Annotated in this window: 21 protein-coding genes; 11 read left to right on the top strand and 10 right to left on the bottom strand. The window is 68.6% G+C overall.

Annotated features, from left to right (window positions below; genetic code table 11):
* Positions 1-211 precede the first annotated feature (211 nt).
* The 4 genes from VPA02S_RS00470 to VPA02S_RS00455 are packed head-to-tail and all read right to left on the bottom strand — an operon-like array spanning position 212 to position 6760.
* A complete protein-coding gene (locus VPA02S_RS00470) occupies positions 212-3322 on the bottom strand; it encodes an efflux RND transporter permease subunit (protein ID WP_018907315.1) in 3111 nt (1036 codons plus the stop codon).
* Positions 3319-4548: an efflux RND transporter periplasmic adaptor subunit gene (locus VPA02S_RS00465; protein ID WP_018907314.1), complete on the bottom strand. Its 1230-nt coding sequence runs from the start codon at positions 4546-4548 to the stop codon at positions 3319-3321. The genes VPA02S_RS00470 and VPA02S_RS00465 overlap by 4 nt, the downstream gene beginning before the upstream one ends.
* Positions 4545-6041, bottom strand: coding sequence for an efflux transporter outer membrane subunit (locus VPA02S_RS00460; RefSeq protein WP_012747522.1), 1497 nt, complete (start codon positions 6039-6041; stop codon positions 4545-4547). Before VPA02S_RS00460 ends, VPA02S_RS00465 begins: the two co-directional genes overlap by 4 nt.
* The gene (locus VPA02S_RS00455; RefSeq protein WP_012747523.1) at positions 6038-6760 is read right to left on the bottom strand and encodes a CerR family C-terminal domain-containing protein; all 723 of its coding nucleotides are present in this window, start codon (positions 6758-6760) and stop codon (positions 6038-6040) included. The genes VPA02S_RS00460 and VPA02S_RS00455 overlap by 4 nt, the downstream gene beginning before the upstream one ends.
* A 170-nt stretch (positions 6761-6930) precedes the next feature.
* Between VPA02S_RS00455 and VPA02S_RS00450 the strand changes: the two genes are divergently transcribed.
* From VPA02S_RS00450 to VPA02S_RS00405, 10 genes are all read left to right on the top strand, one after another.
* Positions 6931-8475, top strand: coding sequence for a sigma-54 interaction domain-containing protein (locus tag VPA02S_RS00450; protein WP_018907313.1), 1545 nt, complete (start codon positions 6931-6933; stop codon positions 8473-8475).
* A 46-nt stretch (positions 8476-8521) separates the two neighbouring features.
* Entirely contained in the window at positions 8522-8797 is a 276-nt protein-coding gene (locus VPA02S_RS00445) for a hypothetical protein (RefSeq protein ID WP_018907312.1), read from the top strand.
* A gap of 144 nt (positions 8798-8941) precedes the next feature.
* Positions 8942-10129, top strand: coding sequence for a substrate-binding domain-containing protein (locus tag VPA02S_RS00440; protein ID WP_062361467.1), 1188 nt, complete (start codon positions 8942-8944; stop codon positions 10127-10129).
* A 135-nt stretch (positions 10130-10264) separates the two neighbouring features.
* Positions 10265-11713, top strand: a complete 1449-nt coding sequence (locus VPA02S_RS00435) for an extracellular catalytic domain type 2 short-chain-length polyhydroxyalkanoate depolymerase (RefSeq protein WP_026284325.1) — start codon at positions 10265-10267, stop codon at positions 11711-11713.
* Positions 11714-11753: 40 nt separating this feature from the next.
* Complete coding sequence (locus tag VPA02S_RS00430; RefSeq protein WP_012747527.1) at positions 11754-12521, top strand: ABC transporter ATP-binding protein; 768 nt, start codon at positions 11754-11756, stop codon at positions 12519-12521.
* Between the two features lie 139 nt (positions 12522-12660).
* Positions 12661-13389, top strand: coding sequence for an ABC transporter ATP-binding protein (locus tag VPA02S_RS00425; protein ID WP_018907308.1), 729 nt, complete (start codon positions 12661-12663; stop codon positions 13387-13389).
* Between the two features lie 154 nt (positions 13390-13543).
* The gene (locus tag VPA02S_RS00420) at positions 13544-14527 is read left to right on the top strand and encodes a branched-chain amino acid ABC transporter permease (RefSeq protein WP_018907307.1); all 984 of its coding nucleotides are present in this window, start codon (positions 13544-13546) and stop codon (positions 14525-14527) included.
* A gap of 16 nt (positions 14528-14543) precedes the next feature.
* Positions 14544-15611, top strand: coding sequence for a branched-chain amino acid ABC transporter permease (locus tag VPA02S_RS00415; RefSeq protein WP_018907306.1), 1068 nt, complete (start codon positions 14544-14546; stop codon positions 15609-15611).
* On the top strand, positions 15608-16495 hold the full coding sequence (locus VPA02S_RS00410) for an alpha/beta fold hydrolase (RefSeq protein WP_018907305.1): 888 nt from the start codon (positions 15608-15610) through the stop codon (positions 16493-16495). The genes VPA02S_RS00415 and VPA02S_RS00410 overlap by 4 nt, the downstream gene beginning before the upstream one ends.
* 53 nt (positions 16496-16548) lie before the next feature.
* Entirely contained in the window at positions 16549-17055 is a 507-nt protein-coding gene (locus VPA02S_RS00405; RefSeq protein WP_018907304.1) for a DUF1993 domain-containing protein, read from the top strand.
* On the opposite strand, the gene hemH is transcribed toward VPA02S_RS00405, so the two are convergent.
* Positions 17037-18101, bottom strand: a complete 1065-nt coding sequence (gene hemH, locus VPA02S_RS00400) for a ferrochelatase (protein ID WP_018907303.1) — start codon at positions 18099-18101, stop codon at positions 17037-17039. The two genes, VPA02S_RS00405 and hemH, sit on opposite strands and share 19 nt — an antisense overlap.
* Before the next feature lie 15 nt (positions 18102-18116).
* On the opposite strand from hemH, the gene VPA02S_RS00395 reads away from it, so the two are divergent.
* Positions 18117-18848, top strand: a complete 732-nt coding sequence (locus VPA02S_RS00395) for an HAD family hydrolase (RefSeq protein WP_012747610.1) — start codon at positions 18117-18119, stop codon at positions 18846-18848.
* Between the two features lies 1 nt (position 18849).
* On the opposite strand, the gene VPA02S_RS00390 is transcribed toward VPA02S_RS00395, so the two are convergent.
* The 5 genes from VPA02S_RS00390 to hpnC are packed head-to-tail and all read right to left on the bottom strand — an operon-like array spanning position 18850 to position 22431.
* Positions 18850-19155: an NIPSNAP family protein gene (locus tag VPA02S_RS00390; RefSeq protein WP_018907302.1), complete on the bottom strand. Its 306-nt coding sequence runs from the start codon at positions 19153-19155 to the stop codon at positions 18850-18852.
* Positions 19156-19182: 27 nt separating this feature from the next.
* Complete coding sequence (locus VPA02S_RS00385; protein ID WP_018907301.1) at positions 19183-19485, bottom strand: hypothetical protein; 303 nt, start codon at positions 19483-19485, stop codon at positions 19183-19185.
* Entirely contained in the window at positions 19482-20741 is a 1260-nt protein-coding gene (gene hpnE, locus VPA02S_RS00380) for a hydroxysqualene dehydroxylase HpnE (RefSeq protein ID WP_062361465.1), read from the bottom strand. Before hpnE ends, VPA02S_RS00385 begins: the two co-directional genes overlap by 4 nt.
* Positions 20738-21577, bottom strand: a complete 840-nt coding sequence (gene hpnD, locus VPA02S_RS00375) for a presqualene diphosphate synthase HpnD (RefSeq protein ID WP_018907299.1) — start codon at positions 21575-21577, stop codon at positions 20738-20740. The genes hpnE and hpnD overlap by 4 nt, the downstream gene beginning before the upstream one ends.
* Positions 21574-22431 carry a squalene synthase HpnC gene (hpnC, locus tag VPA02S_RS00370; RefSeq protein ID WP_018907298.1) on the bottom strand — a complete coding sequence of 286 codons (858 nt, stop codon included), beginning with the start codon at positions 22429-22431 and terminating at the stop codon, positions 21574-21576. Before hpnC ends, hpnD begins: the two co-directional genes overlap by 4 nt.
* Between the last annotated feature and the right edge of the window lie 59 nt (positions 22432-22490).

Genomic DNA, 22490 nt, shown 5'->3' with positions numbered 1-22490 from the left:
CTGTTTGAGCGAAGCGAGTTCTGCGGACCCCCGCCGGAATCGAGCACCGCAGGTTGCCCGTAGCGAAGCGGAGGGACGCAGACAGTAGGGTCGCCTTTCTTTTGCCTACGTTTCTTTGGCGAAGCAAAGAAAAGTAGGTCGCCCGCCGGGGCGAGACCCGGCCCCGGGAAAAAAACACCAGGCAAGCGTCAAGAAGACCGAGGAAGCCGAATCAACCAGCCGACCTCTCCACCAGATCATCATCAATATGCGGATCAGCCGGCTGCCCCCGCAGCTTCCGCACCGTCCGCCGCATCCAGTGCTCGATGTCGTCCACATAAGTGAACACCGCCGGCACCACCAGCAGGCTCAGCACGGTAGAAGTAATCAGCCCGCCGATCACCGCCATCGCCATCGGCGAGCGGAAGCTTGAATCCGCGGTGCCAAGGCCCACCGCAATCGGCAGCATGCCGGCGCCCATGGCCAGCGTGGTCATGATGATGGGCCGCGCGCGCTTGTGGCAGGCGTCGCGCAGCGCGTCCCAGCGGCTCATGCCGTGGTCGCGGCGCGCCACGATGGCGTATTCCACCAGCAGGATCGAGTTCTTGGTGGCAATGCCCATCAGCATGATCAGGCCGATCAGCGAGGGCATCGACAGCGCCTTCTGCCCGATCAGGAGGCCCACGAAGGCGCCGCCGAGCGCCAGCGGCAGTGCGCAGAGGATCGTCACCGGATGCAGGAAATCCTTGAACAGCAGCACCAGCACGATGTAGATGCACAGCACGCCCGTGAGCATCGCAAGGCCGAAGCTGTTGAACAGCTCGGTCATCACCTCGGCGTCGCCCACCTCGGTCACGCGCACGCCGGGCGGCAGCTTCTGGATCGAGGGCATCGCCGTGACCGCGGTCTTGGCATCGCCCAGGCCCACGCCCGACAGCTCGATCTCGAAGTTGACGTTGCGCGAGCGGTCGTAGCGGTCGATGACGGCGGGGCCGCCTTCCATCGTGAGCGAGGCCACCTGGCTCAGCATGACCGGGCCGCGCGCGCCGGGCACCGAGAGGCGGCCGAGCAGGTCGAGGTTCTGCCGCGCCGAGTCCTCCAGCTTCACCACGATCGGCACCTGCCGCTGCGCGAGGTTGAGCTTGGCCAGCGCCTGGTCGTAGTCGCCCAGCGTGGCCACGCGCAGCGTCTCGGCGATGGCCGAGCTGGTCACGCCCAGGTCGGCGGCGCGCGCGAAGTCGGGGCGCACGGCAATCTCGGGGCGGATCAGGCTTGCGGTGGAAGTGATGTTGCCGAGGCCGGGCACCGTGCGCAGGTCTTTCTCGACTGCGCTGGCGGCGCTGGCCAGCGCGGCGGGGTCTTCACCCGTGAGCGCGAGGATGTATTTTTCGCCCGAGCCGCCCAGGCCCACGGTGCTGCGCACGCCGGGCAGCGTTTCGAGCGCGGCGCGGATCTGGTTCTCGATCACCTGCTTGCGCGGCCGGTCGCCGCGCTCGTCGAGCTTGATGGTGAGCGTGGCCTTGCGCGTCTCGGGCGTGCCGAAGTTGGCGAACGGATCGCCGCCCGCGCTGCCGCCGGCCACGGTGGTGTAGACGCTGCGCACATGGTCGATCTTCATCACGCGGTGGCGCGTTTCCTCCGCGGCCGCGGTGGTCTGCGCGAGCGTGGAGCCGGGCGCGAGCGACAGGTAGATCTGCGTCTGCGAGTTGTCGTCGGGCGGAATGAAGCCGGTCTTCAGCAGCGGAATCATCGCCAGCGAACCGAAGAAGAAGAGGGTGGCGAGCACCATCGTCTTGAAGCGGTGGTGCGTGCTCCATTCCACCGCGCGCATGTAGGCCGTGAGCCAGCGCGGCTCCTTTTCGGCACCGACCACGGGCTTGAGGATGTAGGCCGCCATCATCGGTGTGAGCACCCGCGCCACCACCAGCGAAGCGAACACCGCCAGCGAGGCCGTCCAGCCGAACTGCTTGAAGAACTTGCCGGCCACGCCGCTCATGAAGGCGGTGGGCAGGAACACCGCGATCAGCGTGAAGGTGGTGGCGATCACCGCCAGCCCGATCTCGTCGGCCGCCTCCATGGCCGCCTCGTAGGGCGACTTGCCCATGCGCAGGTGGCGCACGATGTTCTCCACCTCCACGATGGCATCGTCCACCAATATCCCGACCACCAGCGAGAGCGCGAGCAGCGAGATCACGTTGACCGAAAAGCCCAGCAGGTGCATGCCGATGAAGGCCGGTATCACGGACATGGGCAGCGCCACGGCCGAGACGAAAGTGGCGCGCCAGTCGCGCAAAAACAGCCACACCACGATCACGGCCAGGATCGCACCCTCGTACAGCAGGTGCAGCGAGCCTTCGTACTCTTCTTCCACCGGCTCGACGAAATTGAAGGCCTCGGTCAGCTCGATGTCGGGGCGCTGCGCGCGCAGCTCGGCCAGCGCCTTCTGGATCGCGCGGCCCACCTCGACCTCGCTCGCGCCGCGGCTGCGCGCCACTTCGAAGCCGACCACCGGCTTGCCGTTGAGCAGCGCCGCGGCGCGCGGCTCGGCGATGGTGTCGCTGATGCGCGCCACCTGGTCGAGCCGGATGCGGCGGCCATCGGAAAGCGCGATCTGCATGTCGGCCAGCTGGTCGGCCGACTGCACGGTGGCCAGAGTGCGCACCGGCTGCTCGCTGCCGCCCAGGTCGATGCGGCCGCCCGCGCTTTCGGTCTGCACCTGGCGCAGCTGGCGCGAGATGTCGGCCGCCGACGCGCCCAGCGCCTGCAGCTTGGCCGGATCGAGGTCGACGTGCACCTGGCGCGTGACGCCGCCCACGCGGTTCACCGCACCCACGCCGGGCAGCGCGAGCAGCTTCTTGGTGATGTCGTTGTCCACGAACCAGCTCAGCGCCTCGGCGTCCATGCGCGACGAGGCGATGGTGAAGGCCAGCACCGGCTGCGCCGCGAAGTCGAGCTTGGTGACCACCGGGTCGCGCACGTCGGCCGGCAGGTCGGCGCGCACGCGTTGCACTGCGGAGCGCACGTCGTCCACGGCTTCCTGCACCGGCTTCTCGAGGCGGAACTCGACGATCAGCGTGGCGGCGCCGTCCTGCACCTTGGTGGTGATGTGCTTGAGGCCCTGCACCGTGGCAATGGAGTTCTCGAGCTTGCGCGCGACGTCGGTCTCCAGCTGCGAAGGCGCGGCGCCGGGCAGCGAGGCCGAGACGGTCACGGTCGGCAGGTCGATGTCCGGAAAGTTCTGCACCTTCATGGCGTTGAAGGACAGCAGCCCGCCGAAGGAGAGCAGCACGAACAGCATCACCGCCGGAATCGGGTTGCGGATGGACCAGGCGGAGACGTTCATGGGCGTGCCCTCGTTTCGCCGTTGCCCTGGCCACGCGCGGCGGCCGAGGCCGGCGCTGCGGCGGGCCGGGCGCCTGCGGCTGCCGGCGCCGGCGGCGCCACCACGCGCACCAGGTCGCCGTCGTTCAAAAAGCCCGCGCCCTGCACCACGATCTGCGCGCCCTCGGGCAGCGCGCTGGTGATCTCCACGCGCTCGCCGACGCGGCGGCCGGTCTGCACCTTCAACTGCACCACGCGGTTGTCGGGCTGCAGCACGAAGACGTTGTTGAAGCCGTCGCGCGGAACGATAGAGCTCTGCGGCACGGTGGGTGCGGAGCTGCGCCCCAGTTCGAAGTCGCCGCGCGCGAACATGCCGGCCTTGATGCCGGTGTTCTGCTGCACGTTCGGCAGGTCGACATAGACCAGCGCCGCGCGGGTCTGCGGATCGACCGTGGGCGCGATGCTGCGCACCTTGCCGCGCACCTGTGCGCCGCTCGCGCTCACCACGAAGGCGGTGGTGCCCACGGCAATGCGGCTGAGCTCGGCCGAGGTGACTTCGGCGCGCCATTCGAGCCGGCCCTGGCGGATCAGGCGGAACAGCTCGGTGCCGGCGGGCACCACGCTGCCGACCGTGGCGGTGCGCGAGGAGATCACGCCGTCGTCGGGCGCCAGCACCTGCGTGTTGCGGCCGCGCACTTCCTGCGCGGCAAGCACGGCTTCGGCGGCCTCGACGCGCGCCTTGGCGGTCTGCTCGGCCGTCTGGTACTGGTTGATCTGCTGCTGGCTCAACGCGCCGGTGGCCTGCAGCGTGCGGGCGCGCGCCGCGTTGCCCGCGGCATCGGCCGCGGTGGCCCTGGCCTCGGCGAGCGAGGCGCGCGATTGCGCGATGTCCGCGCGTACCGTCTCGGGCGAGAACACGGCCAGCAGCTGGCCCTTCTTCACCACGTCGCCCACGTTCACGCGCACCTCGGCAAGCCGGAGGCCGCTGGACTCGGAGCCCACGCTGGCCTCCTGCCAGGCCGCCACGTTGCCGTTGGCCGCGAGCGTGAGCGTCAGCTCGGTGGCTTCGGGTTTGGCCACGGTCACGGTCAGCGTCGGCCGGGAGGCGGGCGTGGCGGCCTTGCCCTTGGCGGCGGCCGGCGTGCCGGCTTCGTTCGCGGGCTTGCGGGTCAGCCACACGGCCGCGGCGACGATGACGACCAGCGCCAGCAGCGCGATGGCAAGGGTGGAGCGTTTGATTCTTTTCATGGCGACGTCGCGACCTTGGCGGCCGGGTTGGAAGTCATTGAGGGCGATTCGGGGCGGGTCCAGCCGCCGCCCATGGAGCGGTACAGCGCCACCCAGGCTTCGGTGCGCTCGCGCTGCAGCGAGACGCGCGCGGTCTGCGCGGCAAAGAGCGTGCGGCGTGAATCCTCGAGCTCGAACAGGCTGGCCAGGCCGCTCTGGTAGCGCGCCTGGGTGGCGTCGAACGAGGCCTGGTAGTTCTTCACCGCAGCATCGGCATCGGCTGCGCGCGCATCGGTGGCCTCGAGGTTGACCAGCGCTTCCTCCACCTCGCGCACCGCCTGCCGCACGTTCGCGCGGTAGAGCGACACGGCCTCGGTGTAGCGTGCCTTGGCCGCGTCGCTGTTGGCCGCACGGGCACCGCCGTCGAGCAGCGGCACGGTGAGTGAGACCGGTCCGATGGTCCAGGTGTCGAGCGACTCGCGGAAGCCGCTGGTGCGGATCTGCATGCGGCCGATCGAGCCCGAGATGCTGAGCCTGGGATAGCGCTCGGCCTCGGCGGAGCCCACGTCGGCGCTGGCCGACGCCACGCCGAGTTCGGCTGCGTACACGTCGGGCCGCTGCGAGATCGCCTCGGCCGGCACGCTGGCGATGCTGCCAACCGCGGGCAGCGTGCGCTGCGCGGGCGAGGCGGCGAGCTTGCGTTCAAGCGTGGGTTCGTCGATGCCGCTGAGCGCCACCAGCGCCTTGCGCTGCACCGCGCACACCGCGCGCTGCTGGGTCAGGCGGCCCGAGGCGTCCGAGGCGCTGGCGCGTGCGAGCGCGGCATCGGCCGGCGCGGTGAAGCCGGCGCGCGCCGACAGGTCGGTGAGGCGTGCGGTTTCGCCGCGCGACTTGGCGTCGGACTCGGACACGCGCAGCTGCTGCTGGCAGGCGCGTTCGGCGAAGTAGGCGTTGGCCGTTTCGGCCGCGACGGCCACGCGGGCCTCGTGCCACTTGGCGGTGGCGCTGCTCAGCTTCTGCTCGGCCGAATCGCGGTCGGCACGCAGGCGGCCGAACAGGTCGATTTCCCATTTGGACTGCAGGCCGGCCTGCAGCGTGGTGAGTGGCGCGATGGCAGCCGTGCTGCTGCTGGACGAGGAAGCCGCGCCCCCCGAGCCGAAGGAGGAGCCCGAGACGCCGCGGCTGGCTGATGCCGTAGCGTCCAGGTTGGGCAGCAGCGCCGCGCCGGCCTGCACGCGCGTGGAGCGCGCCTCGGCCACGCGCGCCGCGGCGCTGGCGAGGTTGGGGCTTGCGGCCTCGGCCGCGGCAATCAGCTCGACCAGCAGCGGATCGTCCAGCTGGCGCCACCAGTCGGCCAACGAGGCCAGCGAACCGCCGTGCGGCAGCGGTGCATGCCATTGGGCCGGGAAGGGCGCCTCGACCGCAGCCGGCGGACGCGTCAGGCCGCAGCCCGCAAGGCCGAGACCCAGGCCCAGCGCCAGGCCAAGGGCGGCAATCGATCGGAGTCGTCTCATGTCTTCTTTCTCCCGGAACGGGCGGGCGCGGCCGCGGGCTTGGCGGCGGTTTGGCGGCGCAGGGCTTCGGCCTCGACCAGTGCAACGGCATAGCCCGTGAGGCGCTGCGCCCAGGTGTCCACGCTGCGCGGCGTGTTCAGCAGCGAGGGGCGTATCGCCTCGACGAGGTCCTGGCTCACGAAAAGCTGCATCGCCAGGCCCGTGATGGCAAAGCTCAGGCGGTGCACGTCGTCGTCGGGCCGCGCGAGGCCCAGGCGCCGGCACAGGATGCGCGCAATGGCATTGTGCGGACCCTTGATGTCGCGCTCCATCTCCTCGGCCCACTGGCTGGTCGGCTCGAGCATTTCGCGCAGGTGCAGCTGGATGCACTGGCGCACGATCTCTCCCTGCTTGAGCGGCTCGATCATGCGCGTGAAGAAGATCTGCAGCGCCTCTTCCAGCGGCAGCTCGGGCGCGGCATAGAGCGAGATGAAATCGCCCGCATTGCCGCCCATCGGCTCGCCGAAGGTGGCGGCATACAGCCCGGCCTTGTCGCCGAAGTAGTAGCTGATGGCCGAGATGTTCACGCCCGCGGCGCGCGCGATCTCGCGGGTCGAGGTCTTGGCGAAGCCGTTGGCGGCGAACAGCGCGAGGGCGGCGTAGAGCAGGCGCTGGCGTGCTTCGACGCCGTCGCTGCGCGGTGCGCGGGCGGAAAGTGCTTGCAGGGCGGAGGCGCTCATGCCGGCGATTAGACCATGCAGCAAATCAAACGTTTGATTTACTTATGGCGGGATGAGGGCTTTCTTCGCATGGGCGGCGAATGTGCTTTTGACGCATTTCCGCCGGCCGCATCGATGCCGCCGCAAGCGGCCCCGGCGAGCGGCCGAATGAGGCGCGCTACGATCCGCCCATGTCCGCCGTTCCGCCCGCCGCCGCGTCGCCCGCCCTGCCTCTGGATGCCGAAAGCATTCTTGCGCTGGCCGCGCGCTCGATGTTCCATCTGTTCTCGAGCATCAGCCAGGGCATGTTCCTGGTGGACCGCAGCGGGCGCATCGTGTGGGTCAACGAAGGCTATCGCCGCTTCCTGCCGGCGCTGGGTTTTTCGTCGATCGACCAGTTCCTGGGCCACATGGTCGAGGACGTCATTCCCAACACGCAGATGCGGCGCGTGCTCGAGACCGGCGAGCCGATCCTGGTCGACCTGCTCGACAACAAGGCGGGCACCTTCGTGGTCAGCCGCATTCCGCTGCGCGCCGAGAGCGATGGGCGCGCGGGGCAGGCGGGCGAAGTCATCGGCGCCATCGGCATCGTGCTGTTCGACCAGCCCGAGACCACGCTGCAGCCGCTCATCAGCAAGTTCGCGCTGCTGCAGCGCGACCTCGACGACGCGCGGCGCGAGCTCGCCACCCAGCGCAACAACCCGCTCTACCAGCACGCGGCCGACGGGCAGCGCCGCTCCAAGTACACCTTTGCCAGCTTCATCGGCAGCAGCCCGGCCGCGGTGGAAGTCAAGCGCCATGCGCGCCGCGCCGCGCAGTCCACGAGCCCGGTGCTGCTGCTGGGCGAGACGGGCACCGGCAAGGAGCTGCTTGCGCATGCGATCCATGCAGCCTCGGCGCGGGCCAAGGGGCAGTTCGTCAGCGTCAACATCGCGGCCGTGCCGGACACCTTGCTGGAGGCCGAGTTCTTCGGCTTCGCGCCGGGTGCCTTCACCGGCGCCGACAGGCGAGGGCGCGAGGGCAAGTTCAAGCTGGCCGACGGCGGCAGCCTGTTCCTCGACGAGATCGGCGACATGCCGCTCGGCCTGCAGGCCAAGCTGCTGCGCGCATTGCAGGAGGGCGAGATCGAACCGCTCGGCTCCAACAAGCTGGTGCCCTTCGATGCGCGCGTGATCGCAGCCACCTCGCGCGACCTGCCCGAGCTGGTGCGCCGCGGCCAGTTCCGGGAAGACCTGTACTACCGCCTCAACGTGCTGCCCTTGCGCGTGCCGCCGCTGCGCGAGCGGCGCAGCGACATTCCGGCGCTGGTCGAGGCGCTGGGCGAAGACATGGCGCTGCGCAGCGGCGAGGCGCCGCCCGAGCTCACGCCCGATGCGCTCGCGCTGCTGGCCGGCCAGCACTGGCGCGGCAACATCCGCGAGCTGCGCAACGTGCTGGAGCAGGTCACGATGCGCAGCGACTCGCAGCGCATCGACGCCGCGCAGCTCGAGCGCATCCTGCGCGAAGCCGGGCTGGAGCAGATCGAATTGCCCGCCACGCTGCAGAGCGCGCACGACGCCGACGAAGAGGCGCTGCTGCTGCGGCCGCTCGCGCAGCAGGTGGCCGAGCTGGAGCGCAAGGCGATTGCCGCGGCGCTCACGGCCACCGGCGGCAACAAGCTGGCCACGTCGAGGCTGCTCGGCATTTCGCGCGCCACGCTCTACGAGCGCATGACGAACCAGGAGCGGCCGGCGTGAAGCCGCCGAGCCTCGCGCGCCGCATCGGCCCGGAGCGAGCGAACCCGTGAGCGTGCGCGCCCTGCGTTCCACCTTCGGCCCCAACTGCCATTGGTGCGGCTTGGCCATGGACTTCGAGGAACCGCACGGCCGGCCCGAGTCCGCGACCATCGAGCACCTGGTCGATTCGACGCTCGGCGGCGTGCGATCGCAGAAGCACCGCCGGCTCGCGCATGCCGCCTGCAACCATGCGCGCAACGAGTTCCGCATGCAGGCCGAACGCCAGTTCCAGAGCTGGATCGCGGCGCGCCAGGCCTCCGAGAAAACCCTGACCGATAAATAGACAGTTGATTGAAATTCATACACTCCAAGTGTTCTGAATTCAGTCGAAAGGCGCATCTTCCCAATGAAGAAGCGTTTGGTATCAAGGGGTTAGCAGATGGCACGAAGTGTGCAATATTCAGTCACCTATTTCAGGAGACACAGAATGAACCGTCGCCACCTCGTCGCCCTGGCTGCACTCGCCGCCGGCGCCGCCGCAGCCCCCGCCTGGGCCCAGTCCAACGAAATCCGCATCGCCCACATCTACAGCAAGACCGGTCCGCTCGAGGCCTACGGCAAGCAGACCCAGACCGGCCTGATGATGGGCCTGGACTACGCCACCGGCGGCACGATGATGGTCAACGGCAAGAAGCTCGTGGTCATCGAGAAGGACGACCAGGGCAAGCCCGACCTGGGCAAGTCGCTGCTCGCTGCCGCGTACTCCGACGACAAGGCCGCGCTGGCCGTGGGCCCCACGGCTTCGGGCGTGGCGCTGGCCATGCTGCCGGTGGCCGAGGAATACAAGAAGATCCTGGTCGTGGAGCCCGCGGTGGCCGACTCGATCACCGGCGACAAGTGGAACAAGTACATCTTCCGCACCGGACGCAATTCGAGCCAGGACGCGATCAGCAACGCGGTGGCCATCGACAAGCCCGGCGTGACCGTGGCCACGCTGGCGCAGGACAACGCCTTCGGCCGCGATGGCGTGAAGGCCTTCGGTGCCGCGCTCAAGAAGGCGAAGCTGGTGCACGAGGAGTATCTGCCGCCCGCCACCACCGACTTCACGGCCGGTGCGCAGCGCCTGATCGACAAGCTCAAGGACCAGCCGGGCCGCAAGATCATCTGGATCGTCTGGGCCGGCGCGGGCAACCCGTTCAAGATCGTCGACCTCGACCTGAAGCGCTACGACATCGAGATTGCCACCGGCGGCAACATCCTGCCGGCCATGGCGGCCTACAAGAACCTGCCCGGCATGGAAGGCGCGGCCTACTACTACTTCGGCATCCCGAAGAACCCCGTCAACGAGGCGCTGGTGGCCGCGCACTACAAGCAGTTCAAGGCACCGCCGGACTTCTTCACGGCCGGCGGCTTCTCGGCCGCAATGGCGGTGGTCACAGCGCTCAAGAAGACGGGCGGCGACACCGGCACCAACAAGCTCATCGGCGCCATGGAAGGCATGAGCTTCGACACGCCCAAGGGCAAGATGACCTTCCGCAAGGAAGACCACCAGGCGATGCAGTCGATGTACCACTTCAAGATCAAGGCCGACCCGGCCTTCGCCTGGGGCGTGCCGGAGCTCGTGCGCGAGATCAAGCCTGAAGAGATGGACATTCCCATCAAGAACAAGAGGTAGGGCTCGCCCTTTCAATTCGTGCGAATTCGCCCCGGCATGGCCGCCGGGCGAAGCGCCAGCCTGCGCGCCCAGTGGCCGATTCGTCAGCAATCCAGCAAGCGTTCGATAGACCTACAACAGAAGGAGACAGCGATGATGCGATGGAAAAACTGGAAGGGATGGGCCGCGGCTGCGGCGATCACGATGGCGGCAGGGCAGGCTGCGACGGCGGCGGTGCCACTGCCGTCGCTGGGCGCCAACCCGGCGGAGGTGAGCGTGTCCGGCCTCTCGGCGGGCGGCTTCATGGCCGTGCAGCTGCACGTGGCCTATTCGGCCACCTTCAAGCGCGGTGCCGGCGTGGTGGCCGGCGGACCGTACTACTGCGCCGAAGGCTCGGTGCTCAACGCCACCGGCCGTTGCATGGCGCACGGCAGCAGCATTCCGGTGTCGACACTGGTCAGCACCACCAACAGCTGGGCCGCCAGTGGCGCGATCGACCCGGTGTCGAACATGGCGGGCTCGAAGGTGTACCTGTTCTCGGGCACTTCGGACAACACCGTCAAGCCCGCGGTGATGGACGACCTCAAGACCTACTACCAGAGCTTCGTGCCCGCGGCCAACACGGTCTACCGGAACAACATCGGCGCCGGCCACGCGATGGTCACCGACGACTATGGCGGCGCCTGCAGCACCACCGCCGCGCCCTACATCAACAACTGCGGCTTCGACCTGGCGGGCGAGATCCTCACGCAGCTCTACGGTCCGCTGAACCCGCGCAACAACGGCACGCTGGGCGGCAGCTTCACCGAGTTCAACCAGTCGGAATTCATCACCGGCCACGGCGTGGCGGCCACCGGCTGGATCTACGTGCCGCAGGCCTGCACCACCGCGTCATGCCGCGTGCACCTGGTGCTGCATGGCTGCAAGCAGAACTACACCGACGTGGGCGACCAGTACGTGAAGAAGACCGGCTACAACCGCTGGGCCGACACCAACAACATCGTGCTGATCTATCCGCAGACCAGCACCGCCGCCACCAACAGCTGCTGGGACTGGTGGGGCTACGACAACGCGAACTACGCAAAGAAGTCGGGCCCGCAGATGGCGGCGCTCAAGGCCATGGTCGACCGCGTGACCGGCTCCGGCGGCGGCTCGTCGCTGCCCGCGCCCACCGGCGTAGGCACCTCGGGCGCGACCAGCAGCAGCATGGTGATCGGCTGGGCTGGCGTTTCGGGTGCGAGCGGCTACAACGTCTACCGCGGCGGCAGCAAGGTCAACGCGGCGCCGGTGGCCGGCACCAACTACACCGACACCGGCCTGGCCCCGTCCACCACCTACAGCTGGACCGTGGCGGCGCTGGACGCCGGCAATGCGCAAGGCGCGATGTCGGCCGCGGCCACGGGCACCACGCTCGCTGGCAGCGGTGGCGGCGGAACCTGCTACACCGCCAGCAACTACGCGCACACCGTGGCGGGCCGCGCCTATGCGCTGTGGGGCCTCACCTATGCCTATGGCTCGGGGCAGTCGATGGGCCTGTGGAACGTCTACGTGACCACCACGCTCAAGCAGACCGGCCCCGACTACTACGTGATCGGCACCTGCTGAGGCCGATCCGCACTACCTTTCTTATTTGCCATGACCCACGATGCTTGAGACCAAAGACCTGACCATCCGCTTCGGCGGGCACGTGGCCGTCAACGGCGTGAGCTGCGCCTTCGCGCCCGGCACGCTGACGGCCATCGTCGGCCCCAACGGCGCGGGCAAGACCACCTACTTCAACCTGATCTCGGGCCAGCTCAAGGCGAGCGCGGGCACGGTGTCGCTCGACGGCCAGCTGCTGTCGGGCCTGTCGCCATCGGCGCGCACGCACGCGGGGCTGGGGCGGGCCTTCCAGCTCACCAACCTGTTCCCGAACCTCACGGTGCTGGAGAACGTGCGCCTCGCGGTGCAGGCCACGCGGGAGGGCGCGCACCGGCGCGGCCTCAACCTCTGGAGCATCTGGAGCGACCACAAGGCACTGACCGAGCGCGCCGACCAGATCCTCGCGGACGTGGCGCTGAAGTCGCGCGAGCACGCGACGGTGGCGAGCCTGCCGCACGGCGACCAGCGCAAGCTCGAGGTGGCGCTCCTGATGGCGCTCGAACCCAAGGTCTTCATGTTCGACGAGCCCACGGCCGGCATGAACGCGGCCGAGGCGCCGGTCATCCTGGACCTGATCCGCAGGCTCAAGCAGGACAAGACCAAGACCATTCTCCTGGTCGAACACAAGATGGACGTGGTGCGCGAACTCGCGGACCGCATCATCGTGCTGCACAACGGCACGCTGGTGGCGGACGGCGAACCGGCCGAGGTGATTGCCTCGCCGGTGGTGCAGGAGGCCTACCTGGGCATTGCGAAGGAGGCCGCGGCATGAAGACAGCCCTGATGAATTTCTCCCTCCCCTCCCGGGGGAGGGCAGGGGTGGGGGCTCGCGGCCCTGACACCGCTGCCGCCTTCCAAGCACCGCTCGCCCCCATCCCAACCTTCCCCCGGAAGGGGAAGGAGCAAGACCGATGAGCACTCAGAATCTCCTGACCCTCGACGGCGTGCACACGCACATCGGGGCGTACCACATCCTCCATGGCGTCGACCTGGCGGTGCCGCGCGGCCAGCTCACCATGCTGCTGGGGCGCAACGGCGCGGGCAAGACGACCACGCTTCGGACCATCATGGGCCTGTGGCATGCGTCAGAGGGCCGGGTGCGCTTTGGCGACAAGGACATCGCTGCGATGCACACGCCGCAGATCGCCGAACTCGGCATTGCCTACGTGCCCGAGAACATGGGCATCTTCTCCGACCTCACGGTGAAGGAGAACATGCTGCTGGCCGCGCGCGGGGCCAAGAACGCGGCGCAGATCGGCGACACGCGCCTCAAGTGGATCTTCAAGCTGTTCCCGGCGGTGGAGAAGTTCTGGAACCATCCGGCCGGCAAGCTCTCGGGCGGACAGAAGCAGATGCTTGCGGTGTCGCGCGCGATCGTCGAGCCGCGCGAGCTGCTGCTGATCGACGAGCCCAGCAAGGGCCTGGCGCCCGTGATGATCAACAACATGATCGACGCCTTCGCCGAGCTCAAGGCCAGCGGCGTGACGATCCTGCTGGTGGAGCAGAACATCAACTTCGCCCAGCGCCTGGGCGACAACGTCGCGGTGATGGACAACGGCCGCGTGGTGCACAGCGGCTCGATGGCGGCGTTTTCCGCGGACGCGCAATTGCAGCAATCTTTATTGGGTCTCGCGCTATGACGTATTCGATGTCTTGTCCCCTCTCCCGCTTGCGGGAGAGGGCTAGGGTGAGGGCAGGCGGCCTGCGCAAAGGCCATGCCCTCACATCGGCGCTGCCGGCCCTCACCCCAACCCTCTCCCGGAGGGAGAGGGAGCAAGAAAGGAAAGCGCAGAAATGAAAGCACTCGACTTCGACTGGAAGCCGCTGCTTCTCGCCCCCATCCTCGCACTGGCCGCGCTGCCGCTCACGGGCTCGTTCTCGACCTGGCTCACGCTCACGGTCGCGGGGCTGGCGATGGGCATGATCATCTTCATCATCGCCTCGGGCCTCACGCTGGTGTTCGGGCTGATGGACGTGCTCAACTTCGGCCACGGCGTGTTCATTGCGCTCGGCGCCTTCGTGGCCAGCAGCGTGCTCGGCCTGATGGGCGACTGGACCGGTTCGGGCGAGCTGTGGCGCAACCTCGTTGCCGTGTTCCCCGCGATGCTGGTCGCCATGGCGGTGGCCGGCGCGGTCGGCCTCGCGTTCGAGCGCTTCATCGTGCGGCCGGTGTACGGCCAGCACCTGAAGCAGATCCTCATCACCATGGGCGGCATGATCATCGGCGAGGAGCTCATCAAGGTGATCTGGGGCCCGGCGCAGATTCCGCTGCCGCTGCCCGAGGCGCTGCGCGGCTCGCTGTTCGTGGCGGACGCGGCCATCAGCAAGTACCGGCTGCTCGCGGTGGCGGTGGGCGTGGTGGTGTTCGGCCTGCTCGCATGGACGCTTGCGCGCACCAAGATCGGCCTCCTGATCCGCGCCGGCGTGCAGGACCGCGAGATGGTCGAGTCGCTGGGCTACCGCATCGGCCGGCTGTTCGTCGGCGTGTTCGTGGTGGGCAGTGCGTTGGCGGGCCTGGGTGGCGTGATGTGGGGGCTGTTCCAGCAGAACCTGGTGCCGCAGATGGGCGCGCAGGTCAACGTGCTGATCTTCATCGTGATCATCATCGGCGGGCTCGGCTCGACGGGCGGCGCGCTCATCGGTGCGCTGCTGGTGGGGCTCATGACCAACTACATCGGCTTCCTGCTGCCCACGCTCACGCAGTTCGCGAGCATCCTGCTGATGGTGGCGGTGCTGCTGTGGCGCCCGCAGGGCGTATACCCGGTGGCGAATCGCTGAGGAAGAAGAGCCCGTCATGTTCCTGAAACGACTTCTCTCCAACGACATGCCCCGCAGCCGCCTGCTGGCGCTGCTGCTGGTGGCGCTGTTCATCGCGCTGGCCTTCGCGCCGTTCATCTTCCCGGGCGTGAAGGCGCTCAGCGTGGCGGCCAAGGTCCTGGTGTTCGTGGTGCTGGTCGCGAGCTTCGACCTGCTCCTGGGCTACACCGGCATCGTGAGCTTCGCGCACACCATGTTCTTCGGCATCGGCGCCTATGGCATTGCCATCTCGGCGTCGCGGCTCGGGCCCAATTGGGGCGCGGTGCTGCTCGGGCTCGCGGCATCGCTCGCGGTCTCGCTGGTGCTCTCGTTCGCGATCGGGCTGTTCTCGCTCAGGGTGCGCGCGATCTTCTTCGCGATGATCACGCTGGCCGTGGCCTCGGCCTTCCAGACGCTGGCCTCGCAGCTGTCGGACTTCACCGGCGGCGAGGACGGCCTGACCTTCAAGCTGCCCGAACTGATCTCGCCGAGCTTCGAGTTCTCCGAGGAGCCCTTCCTCGGCGTCTCGCTCGACGGCCGGCTGCTGTGCTACTACCTGCTCTTCGTGGCTGCGGTGGTGCTGGTGCTCGCGCTGCTGCGCATCGTGAATTCGCCCTTCGGCCGCGTGCTGCAGGCCATCCGCGAGAACGAATTCCGCGCCGAGGCCATCGGCTACCGCGTGGTGGTGTACCGCACCACGGCGGCCGTGCTGTCGGCGCTCTTTGCCACGCTGGCCGGCGCCATGCTCGCGATCTGGCTGCGCTACAACGGGCCCGACACCTCGCTGAGCTTCGAGATCATGATCGACGTGCTGCTGATCGTGGTGATCGGCGGCATGGGCACGATCTACGGCGCGGCCATTGGCGCGGTGCTGTTCGTGGTGGCGCAGAGCTATCTGCAGGACCTGCTGCGCGTGGGCAGCGAGGCCGCGAGCGGGCTGCCATGGCTCGCGGCGCTGCTGTCGCCCGACCGCTGGCTGCTGTGGCTGGGCGTGCTGTTCGTGCTCTCGGTCTATTACTTTCCGACCGGCATCGTCGGCAAGCTTCGGGCGAGGGCCGCGCGATGAGCAGCGATCTTCCGGTTCCGTCTTCCCACTACGCGCAGCTTGCGGGCCGCGAGATCCATTGGCTCGACTGGGGCGCACCGGACGCGCCGGTGGTCATTGCCTGGCACGGCCTCGCGCGCACCTGCCGCGACATGGACGAGTTGGCGCAGCACTTTGCAGCGCGCGGCTTCCGCGTGATCTGTCCCGACACCATCGGCCGCGGCCTGAGCCAGTGGAGTCCGCTGCCCGACGAGGAGTACCAGCTCTCGTTCTATGCGCGCATGGCCGGTGCGCTGTGCGACGAGCTGCGGCTGGACCGCGTGCACTGGGTCGGCACCTCGATGGGCGGCGCCATCGGCACGGTCTGCGCGTCGGGCCTGTTCGAGCCACGCATGAAGGCGCGCATTGCGAGCCTCACGCTCAACGACAACGCACCGCAGCTCGCGCAGGCGGCCATCGAGCGCATCCGCGCCTATGCCGGCGAGCCGCCCGCCTTCGGCACGGTGGCCGAGCTGGAGGCGTTCTTCCGCACGGTCTACAAGCCCTATGGCTGGCTCAGCGATGCGCAGTGGCGCCGCCTGACCGAAAGCTCCACGCGCCGCCTGCCCGACGGCCGCGTGACGCCGCATTACGACCCGGCGATGGTCCGGCAGTTCAGCGCGCACGACAACGACTACCTGATCTGGCCGCACTACGACGTGATCGAGGCGCCGGTGCTGTGCCTGCGCGGTGCCGAGTCGGACCTGGTGCTGCCCGAGGTAACGCAGCAGATGCAGCAGCGGGGGCCGGGCGCCGCCGGGCTGCTGAAGGTGGTCGAAATCCAGGGGTGCGGCCACGCACCCGCGCTCAACGTGCCCGAACAACTGCAGCTGATCGAAGGGTTTATCCGGTCCGCCGGCCGCTAGGCGCGCGTCGGCGAGACAATCGCCGCCGATTTCCAACCACAAGGATCCACGCCATGGCGCTTTCGATGTACGACCTTTCCGTGCCGGTCTTCTCCCGCGGACTCGGCCAGCTCACCCACCTGCTCGAGAAGAGCCTGGCGCACGCCAGGGCCAACGACATCGATCCGGCCACGCTGGTGGACGCGAGGCTCGCACCGGACATGCTCACGCTCGCCGGCCAGATCCAGCGCGCGAGCGATGCCGCGAAGCTCGGCGTGGCGCGCATCGCGGGCATCACGGCGCCGAGTTTTCCCGACGAGGAAAAGACCTATGACGATCTGCTGGCCCGCATCGCGAAGACGCAGCAGTTCCTCGCGACCGTAGAACGCACGCTGGTCGATGGCCAGGAGGAGCGCCCCGTGACCATCAAGACGCGCGAGGGCGAGGCGCATTTCACCGCGCAGCGCTACCTGCTGCAGTTCGCGCTGCCCAACTTCTTCTTCCATGTGACCACCGCCTACGACGTGCTGCGCCACAAGGGCATGCCGATCGGCAAGATGGACTATCTGGGCAAGCTCTGAGCGCTGGCGGCGGGCCGGGTGGGCCAGCCCGCGAGGTTGCGCTCGGCAATGCCCGCCAGCGCGGTGATCCACGCCGGGCTGTCGTTGAGGCAGGGGATGTAGCTGAAGGTCTGGCCGCCCGCATGCAGGAAGGCTTCACGGCCTTCCATGGCAATTTCTTCGAGCGTCTCGAGGCAGTCGGCCGGAAAGCCTGGGCACACCACGTCGACACGCTTCACGCCGCTTGCGCCGAGCTCGCGCAGGGTCGGCTCGGTGTAGGGCTCGAGCCACTTGGCGCGGCCGAAGCGCGACTGGAAGGTCACGCGGTATCCCGTCGCCGCAAGGCCCAGCCGCGCCGCGAGCAGGCGCGCGGTTTCGAGGCACTGCACCTGGTAGGGATCGCCAAGCGCGATGTTGCGCACCGGAATGCCGTGGAAGCTCATCAGCAGCAGCTCGCCGCGGCCCTCGCGCTTCCAGTGCGCTTCGATGCCGAGCGCCAGTGCCTCGACGTAGGCCGGATCGTCGTGGTACTGGTTGACGAAGCGGAACTCCGGAATGCGGCGCTGGCGGCGGCTCCAGTCGTTCACCGCATCGATCACGCTGGCCGTGGTGGTGGCCGAATACTGCGGATAGGCCTGCAGCACCAGCACGCGCGTGGCGCCTTCGGCCTGCAGCGCATCGAGCCGCGAAGCGATCGACGGGCTAGCGTAGCGCATGGCGTCCTGCACCGCCACGCGGTGGCCGCGCTCGCCGAGCCAGCCGGCGAGCAGCGTGGCCTGCTTGCGGGTCCACACCTTCAGCGGCGAACCCTCGGCCATCCAGATGCTCGCGTACTTGGCGGCTGATTTGGCGGGCCGCACGCGCAGGATGATGCCGTACAGGATCAGCGCCCAGAGCAGCCTGGGAATCTCGACCACGCGCGGATCGCCGAGAAACTCCGCCAGGTAGGGCCGCACGGCGGCCGCGGTCGGGGCATCGGGCGAGCCCAGGTTGCACCAGAGGATGGCGGTGCGTTCGATGGCGGGTTGGGGGTCGATGGAACCGCGGTTCCCGTTGTCTTGAGGCATGCGATATTCTCGGGCATGACCTCCGCTTCCACGGCGCCGGCAAGCGCCGCGCCCCTCGACATCAAGCGCATCTCGGCGATCTCGCTCGACCTGGACGACACCCTCTGGCCGATCTGGCCGACCATCGAGCGCGCCGAGACCGTGCTGCAGCAATGGCTGCTGCGCGAGGCACCCAAGACCGCCTCGCTGCTGCTCACGCCGGGCGTCTTGCGCGAGCTGCGCGAAGCCACCGCCAAGGAGCGCTCCGACCTGGCGCACGACCTGAGTGCGTTGCGCCGCGAGTCGATCCGCGCGGCACTCAGGCACGCGGGCGAAGACCCGGCGCTGGCCGATCCGGCCTTCGATGCCTTCTTTGCCGAACGCCAGCGCGTGACGCTCTACGAAGACGCGCTGCCGGCCCTCAAGTGGCTCAGCGAGCGCTATCCGCTGGTGGCGGTGTCGAACGGCAATGCGGACATCCACCAGACCGGCGTCGGCCGATGGTTCCGCACCGCGTTCAACGCGCGCGCCTTCGGCAGCGGCAAGCCGCATGCGCCGATCTTCCGCGCCGCGGCCGCATCGGTCGGCCTGTTGCCCAAGGACGTGCTGCACGTGGGCGACGACGCCGAGCTCGACGTGGTCGGCGCGCTCAACGCCGGCATGCAGGCGGCCTGGCTGGTGCGCGACGAGCGCCCGTGGGTGCATGGCGCGCGGCCCCAGCTGATCGTGCCGAACCTGCACGCGCTGTGCGTGGCGCTCGGCGCTTGAACTACGAAAAGACCGGCCGGAAGAAGCTGCGCTCGTAGCTCAGGATGCACCGGGTGTCCTCGGCGTACCTGAAGGCAGCCTGGCAGTCGGCGTCCTGCATCGAATCGCAGCGGTACTGCTCGTAGGCGGCCAGGCTCGGAAAGCTGAACATCGCGAGCGCCACGTTGTTCGCGCCTTCCGACGGCAGGAAGTAGCCATGGTGCTGGCCGCCGAACTTCTCGACCAGCGGAATCCACAGCTTGCCGTAGTGCTCGAATTCCTTGAGCTTGTAGGGATCGACGATGTAGCGCAGGTAGCAGGTGACCATGGTTCTTTCCTTGGAAACAGGCAGGCTTCAGTCCAGGCCGAAGTGCGCGCGCAGCGCGGCGCAGAAATCTGGCGTGCCGCTGAGCGAGAAGGTCACCGTGTCCAGCTCCGGCGCCTCGCGGGTCTGCTGCAGGTCGAAGTCCCAGGCCGCCCCGTCGTCGAGCGCGCCGCGCGCATCGGGAAAAGTGGCATCGGCCCAGGCCAGCACCCGCGCGATCTCGGCCAGCACTTCGTGTGTTCTTGTGGGCACGGTCGAGGCCATGGCATCGAAGGTGCCGTGGCCCTCGGTGTCTTCGCTGTAGTCGAAATCCAGGTAGCGCAGTTCGGTCATGGTGTTGTCGATGCCTTGGCGGCGGCCAGTCCGCTCAGGACCGCGCCTTCGAGTGTCGCAGGGTAGGGGCCTTCGGTGTAGTCGCCGCAGGCCTGCAGGCCCGGCGCGATGCGCATCGGCGGCCGCGCGAGCGCGGGCGTGCAGGCGAAGGTGGCGCGCTTTTCGACCACGGTCTGCACGATGTGCAACGCCGCCTGGCCGAGCTGCACGGCGGCTTGCGCAAGCGCCTGCTGCTCCAGCGTTTCGCGCGGCGTTTCGTTCGCGCTCACCACCATGGCGAGCACGCCTTCGGGCCCGCCGAGCTGGCCGCGATCGAACACGAATTGCGCCGGCGCGGTGGCGGGATGGCTGCGCAGCGCGAGCATCGGCTGCGCGAGCGGCGTGGCGCCGCGCACGTAGATGGTGGCAATGGCCTCGAAGCGCAGGGCCTCGGTGCTTTCGCACCAGCGCTGCGCGGCCACGCCGGACGCGCGCACGAGCCGAGCCGCGTCCCAGGGGGCGCACGCCAGAACGACCTGATCGAAGCGCTCGCCGTCGACCCGCCATGCCGCGCCCTCGGGCGAGATGGCGAGCACGCGCGTGCCGATGCGCAGCGTTGCGTCGTGCTGCGCGAGCCATGCCAGGGCCGCGTCGGGAAAGAGCGCGCCCAGGTCGACGCGCGGCAGCAGCAGGTCCGCGCCGCCGCTGCCGCTGAAGAGCGCATCGTGCAGCACGCGCAGGAACACCTCGCCACTCGACTGGTCGACCGGCGTGTTGAGCGCGGAAACACACAGCGGCTCGATCAGTTCCTCCATCACGCGCGGCGTGAGGCCGCCACAGAGCGCGGCCACGGTGGTGCCGGCGGCGCAGCGGAATCCGGCGAGGCGCCATTGCACGGCGGTGCGCAGCAAAGTGGACTTGTCCCGCCACGACCAGCCGCGCGCCGTGAAGATGCCGGCCAGCAGGTCGAGCGGTGCAGGCAGCCGCGGCAGTTTCAGGCCGCCGCCATCGGCAAAGCGCAGCGAAAGAGGCAGCCGCAGCAGCGCCTGGCCGGCATCGATGCCCACTTCGCGCATCAGCCTGAGCGTTGCGGCGTAGGCACCGATCAGGATGTGCTGCCCGTTGTCGAGCACCAGCCCGTGCATGTGGTCGACCCGCCGCGCGCGCCCGCCCGCCATGTGCGCTGCTTCGTACAGCGTCACGGCATGGCCGAGCCGCGTGGCTTCGACGGCGCAGGCGAGGCCGGCCCAGCCGGCGCCGACGATGGCTGTTCTCAAATGCGCCCCAATGCCTGGACTTTCCACGCCAGCCAGAACTTGCGCACCGGCGTCAGGCTCACGCGCTGGTTCAGCACCTGGAAGTTGTCGCGCTCGATCTCGCGCAGCAGCGTGCGGTAGATGCTGGCCATCATGAGACCGGGCTTCTGCGCGCGGCGGTCGGGGGCGGGCAGCAGGGCGAGGGCTTCGTCGTATGCCGCATGCGCGCGTTCGGCCTGGAACTTCATGAGCGCGACGAAGCGCTCCGAATGCACGCGGTTGAGAATCTCGTGCGCCTTGACGTCGAATTTCTGCAGCTCGTTCACGGGCAGGTAGATGCGGCCGCGCAGCGCGTCCTCGCCAACGTCGCGAATGATGTTGGTGAGCTGCAGCGCCAGGCCCAGCTTGTGCGCATAGGCGGTGGTCTGCGGATCGGTCTGGCCGAAGATGCGCGCCGCGACTTCGCCCACCACGCCGGCCACCAGGTGGCAGTAGCGCGCGAGGCCGGGAAAGTCGAGGTAGCGGGTTTGGTCGAGGTCCATCTGGCAGCCGTCGATCACCTCGTTGAGCTGGGCGGGCTCGATGCCGTAGGTGGCGGCATGCGGCACCAGCGCCTGCATCACGGGATGGCGCGGCGGTCCCGCAAAGGACTGCGCGACCTCGGTGCGCCACCAGGCGAGCTTGGTCGCGGCCACGCCGGGGTCGCTGACCTCGTCGACCACGTCGTCGATCTCGCGACAGAAGGCATAGAAGGCCGTGATCGCGGCGCGCCGCGGCTTGGGAAGGAACAGAAACGCGTAATAGAAACTGCTGCCCGAGGCGGCGGCCTTGTCCTGTACGTATTGCTCGGGAGTCATCGGAGGGGCGCTTTCATGGGCCGCAATTGTCTCCGCATCCGAAGGGCGCGCCAGGCCAGCAGCGGCGCATCGGCCTTCCCGATTTTCGGGCGCTGCGAAAAGGTGTCGAAGCCCAGGTCCTCGATCTTGTCGAGAATGCGCAGGCCGCCCTGCACGACGAAGCGCAGCTCCCAGCCGGCGCGGCCGGGCAGGCGATGGACCAAGGGCGCGCCCTCAGCCATCAGCTCCCGCGCCCAGGCGCTTTCGACGGCGATCAGGTTGATGGCTTCCTGCGGCGGCGGGGCTTCGGCCAGCGGCATGAAGACCTTGAAACTCTCGCGCGTCAGGCCGCGCCGGGCACAGTCGGCCAGCGGCGGATAGAAGCGGCCGCGCGGCAGGTCCACGCTCGGGTCCTGCCAGAAATTGATGAGTTGCAGCGCGCTGCAGATGGCGTCGCTTTGCGCCAGCGCCTGTGCATCGTTCACGCCGTAGAGGTGCAGCAGCAGGCGGCCGACCGGGTTGGCGGAGCGGCGGCAGTAGTCGAGCAGTTCGGCGCGGTCGGCGTAGGTTCCGCCGTCGCGGGTCTTCTCGATGTCCTGCATGAAGGCGCTCAGCAGGTCGGCGAGCAGTTGTTCCGGAAGCTTGAACTGCGCGATGCTGTGGGCGAGCGGGCCGAACACCTGAGGCCAGCGCGAGGAGGGTGCCACCTGGCCGCGCGCGGCGGCTGCCAGTTCTTCGCGGTAGGCACGAAGATCGGCCAGCCGCTGGCCGGGCGAGGCATCGCCTTCGTCCGCGATGTCGTCCGCGGTTCGCGCGAAATGGTAGATCGCTGCAATCGGCGGCCGCAGATGCGGCGGGCACAGCCAGGAGGCCACGGGGAAATTCTCGTAATGCGCCGGCGGCGCGGCAATATGGGGTGGTGCAGGCACGCCGC

This window comes from Variovorax paradoxus NBRC 15149, from assembly GCF_001591365.1.
GTDB classification, from domain to species: domain Bacteria; phylum Pseudomonadota; class Gammaproteobacteria; order Burkholderiales; family Burkholderiaceae_C; genus Variovorax; species Variovorax paradoxus.
This window is presented reverse-complemented; position numbering and strand designations above follow the sequence as displayed.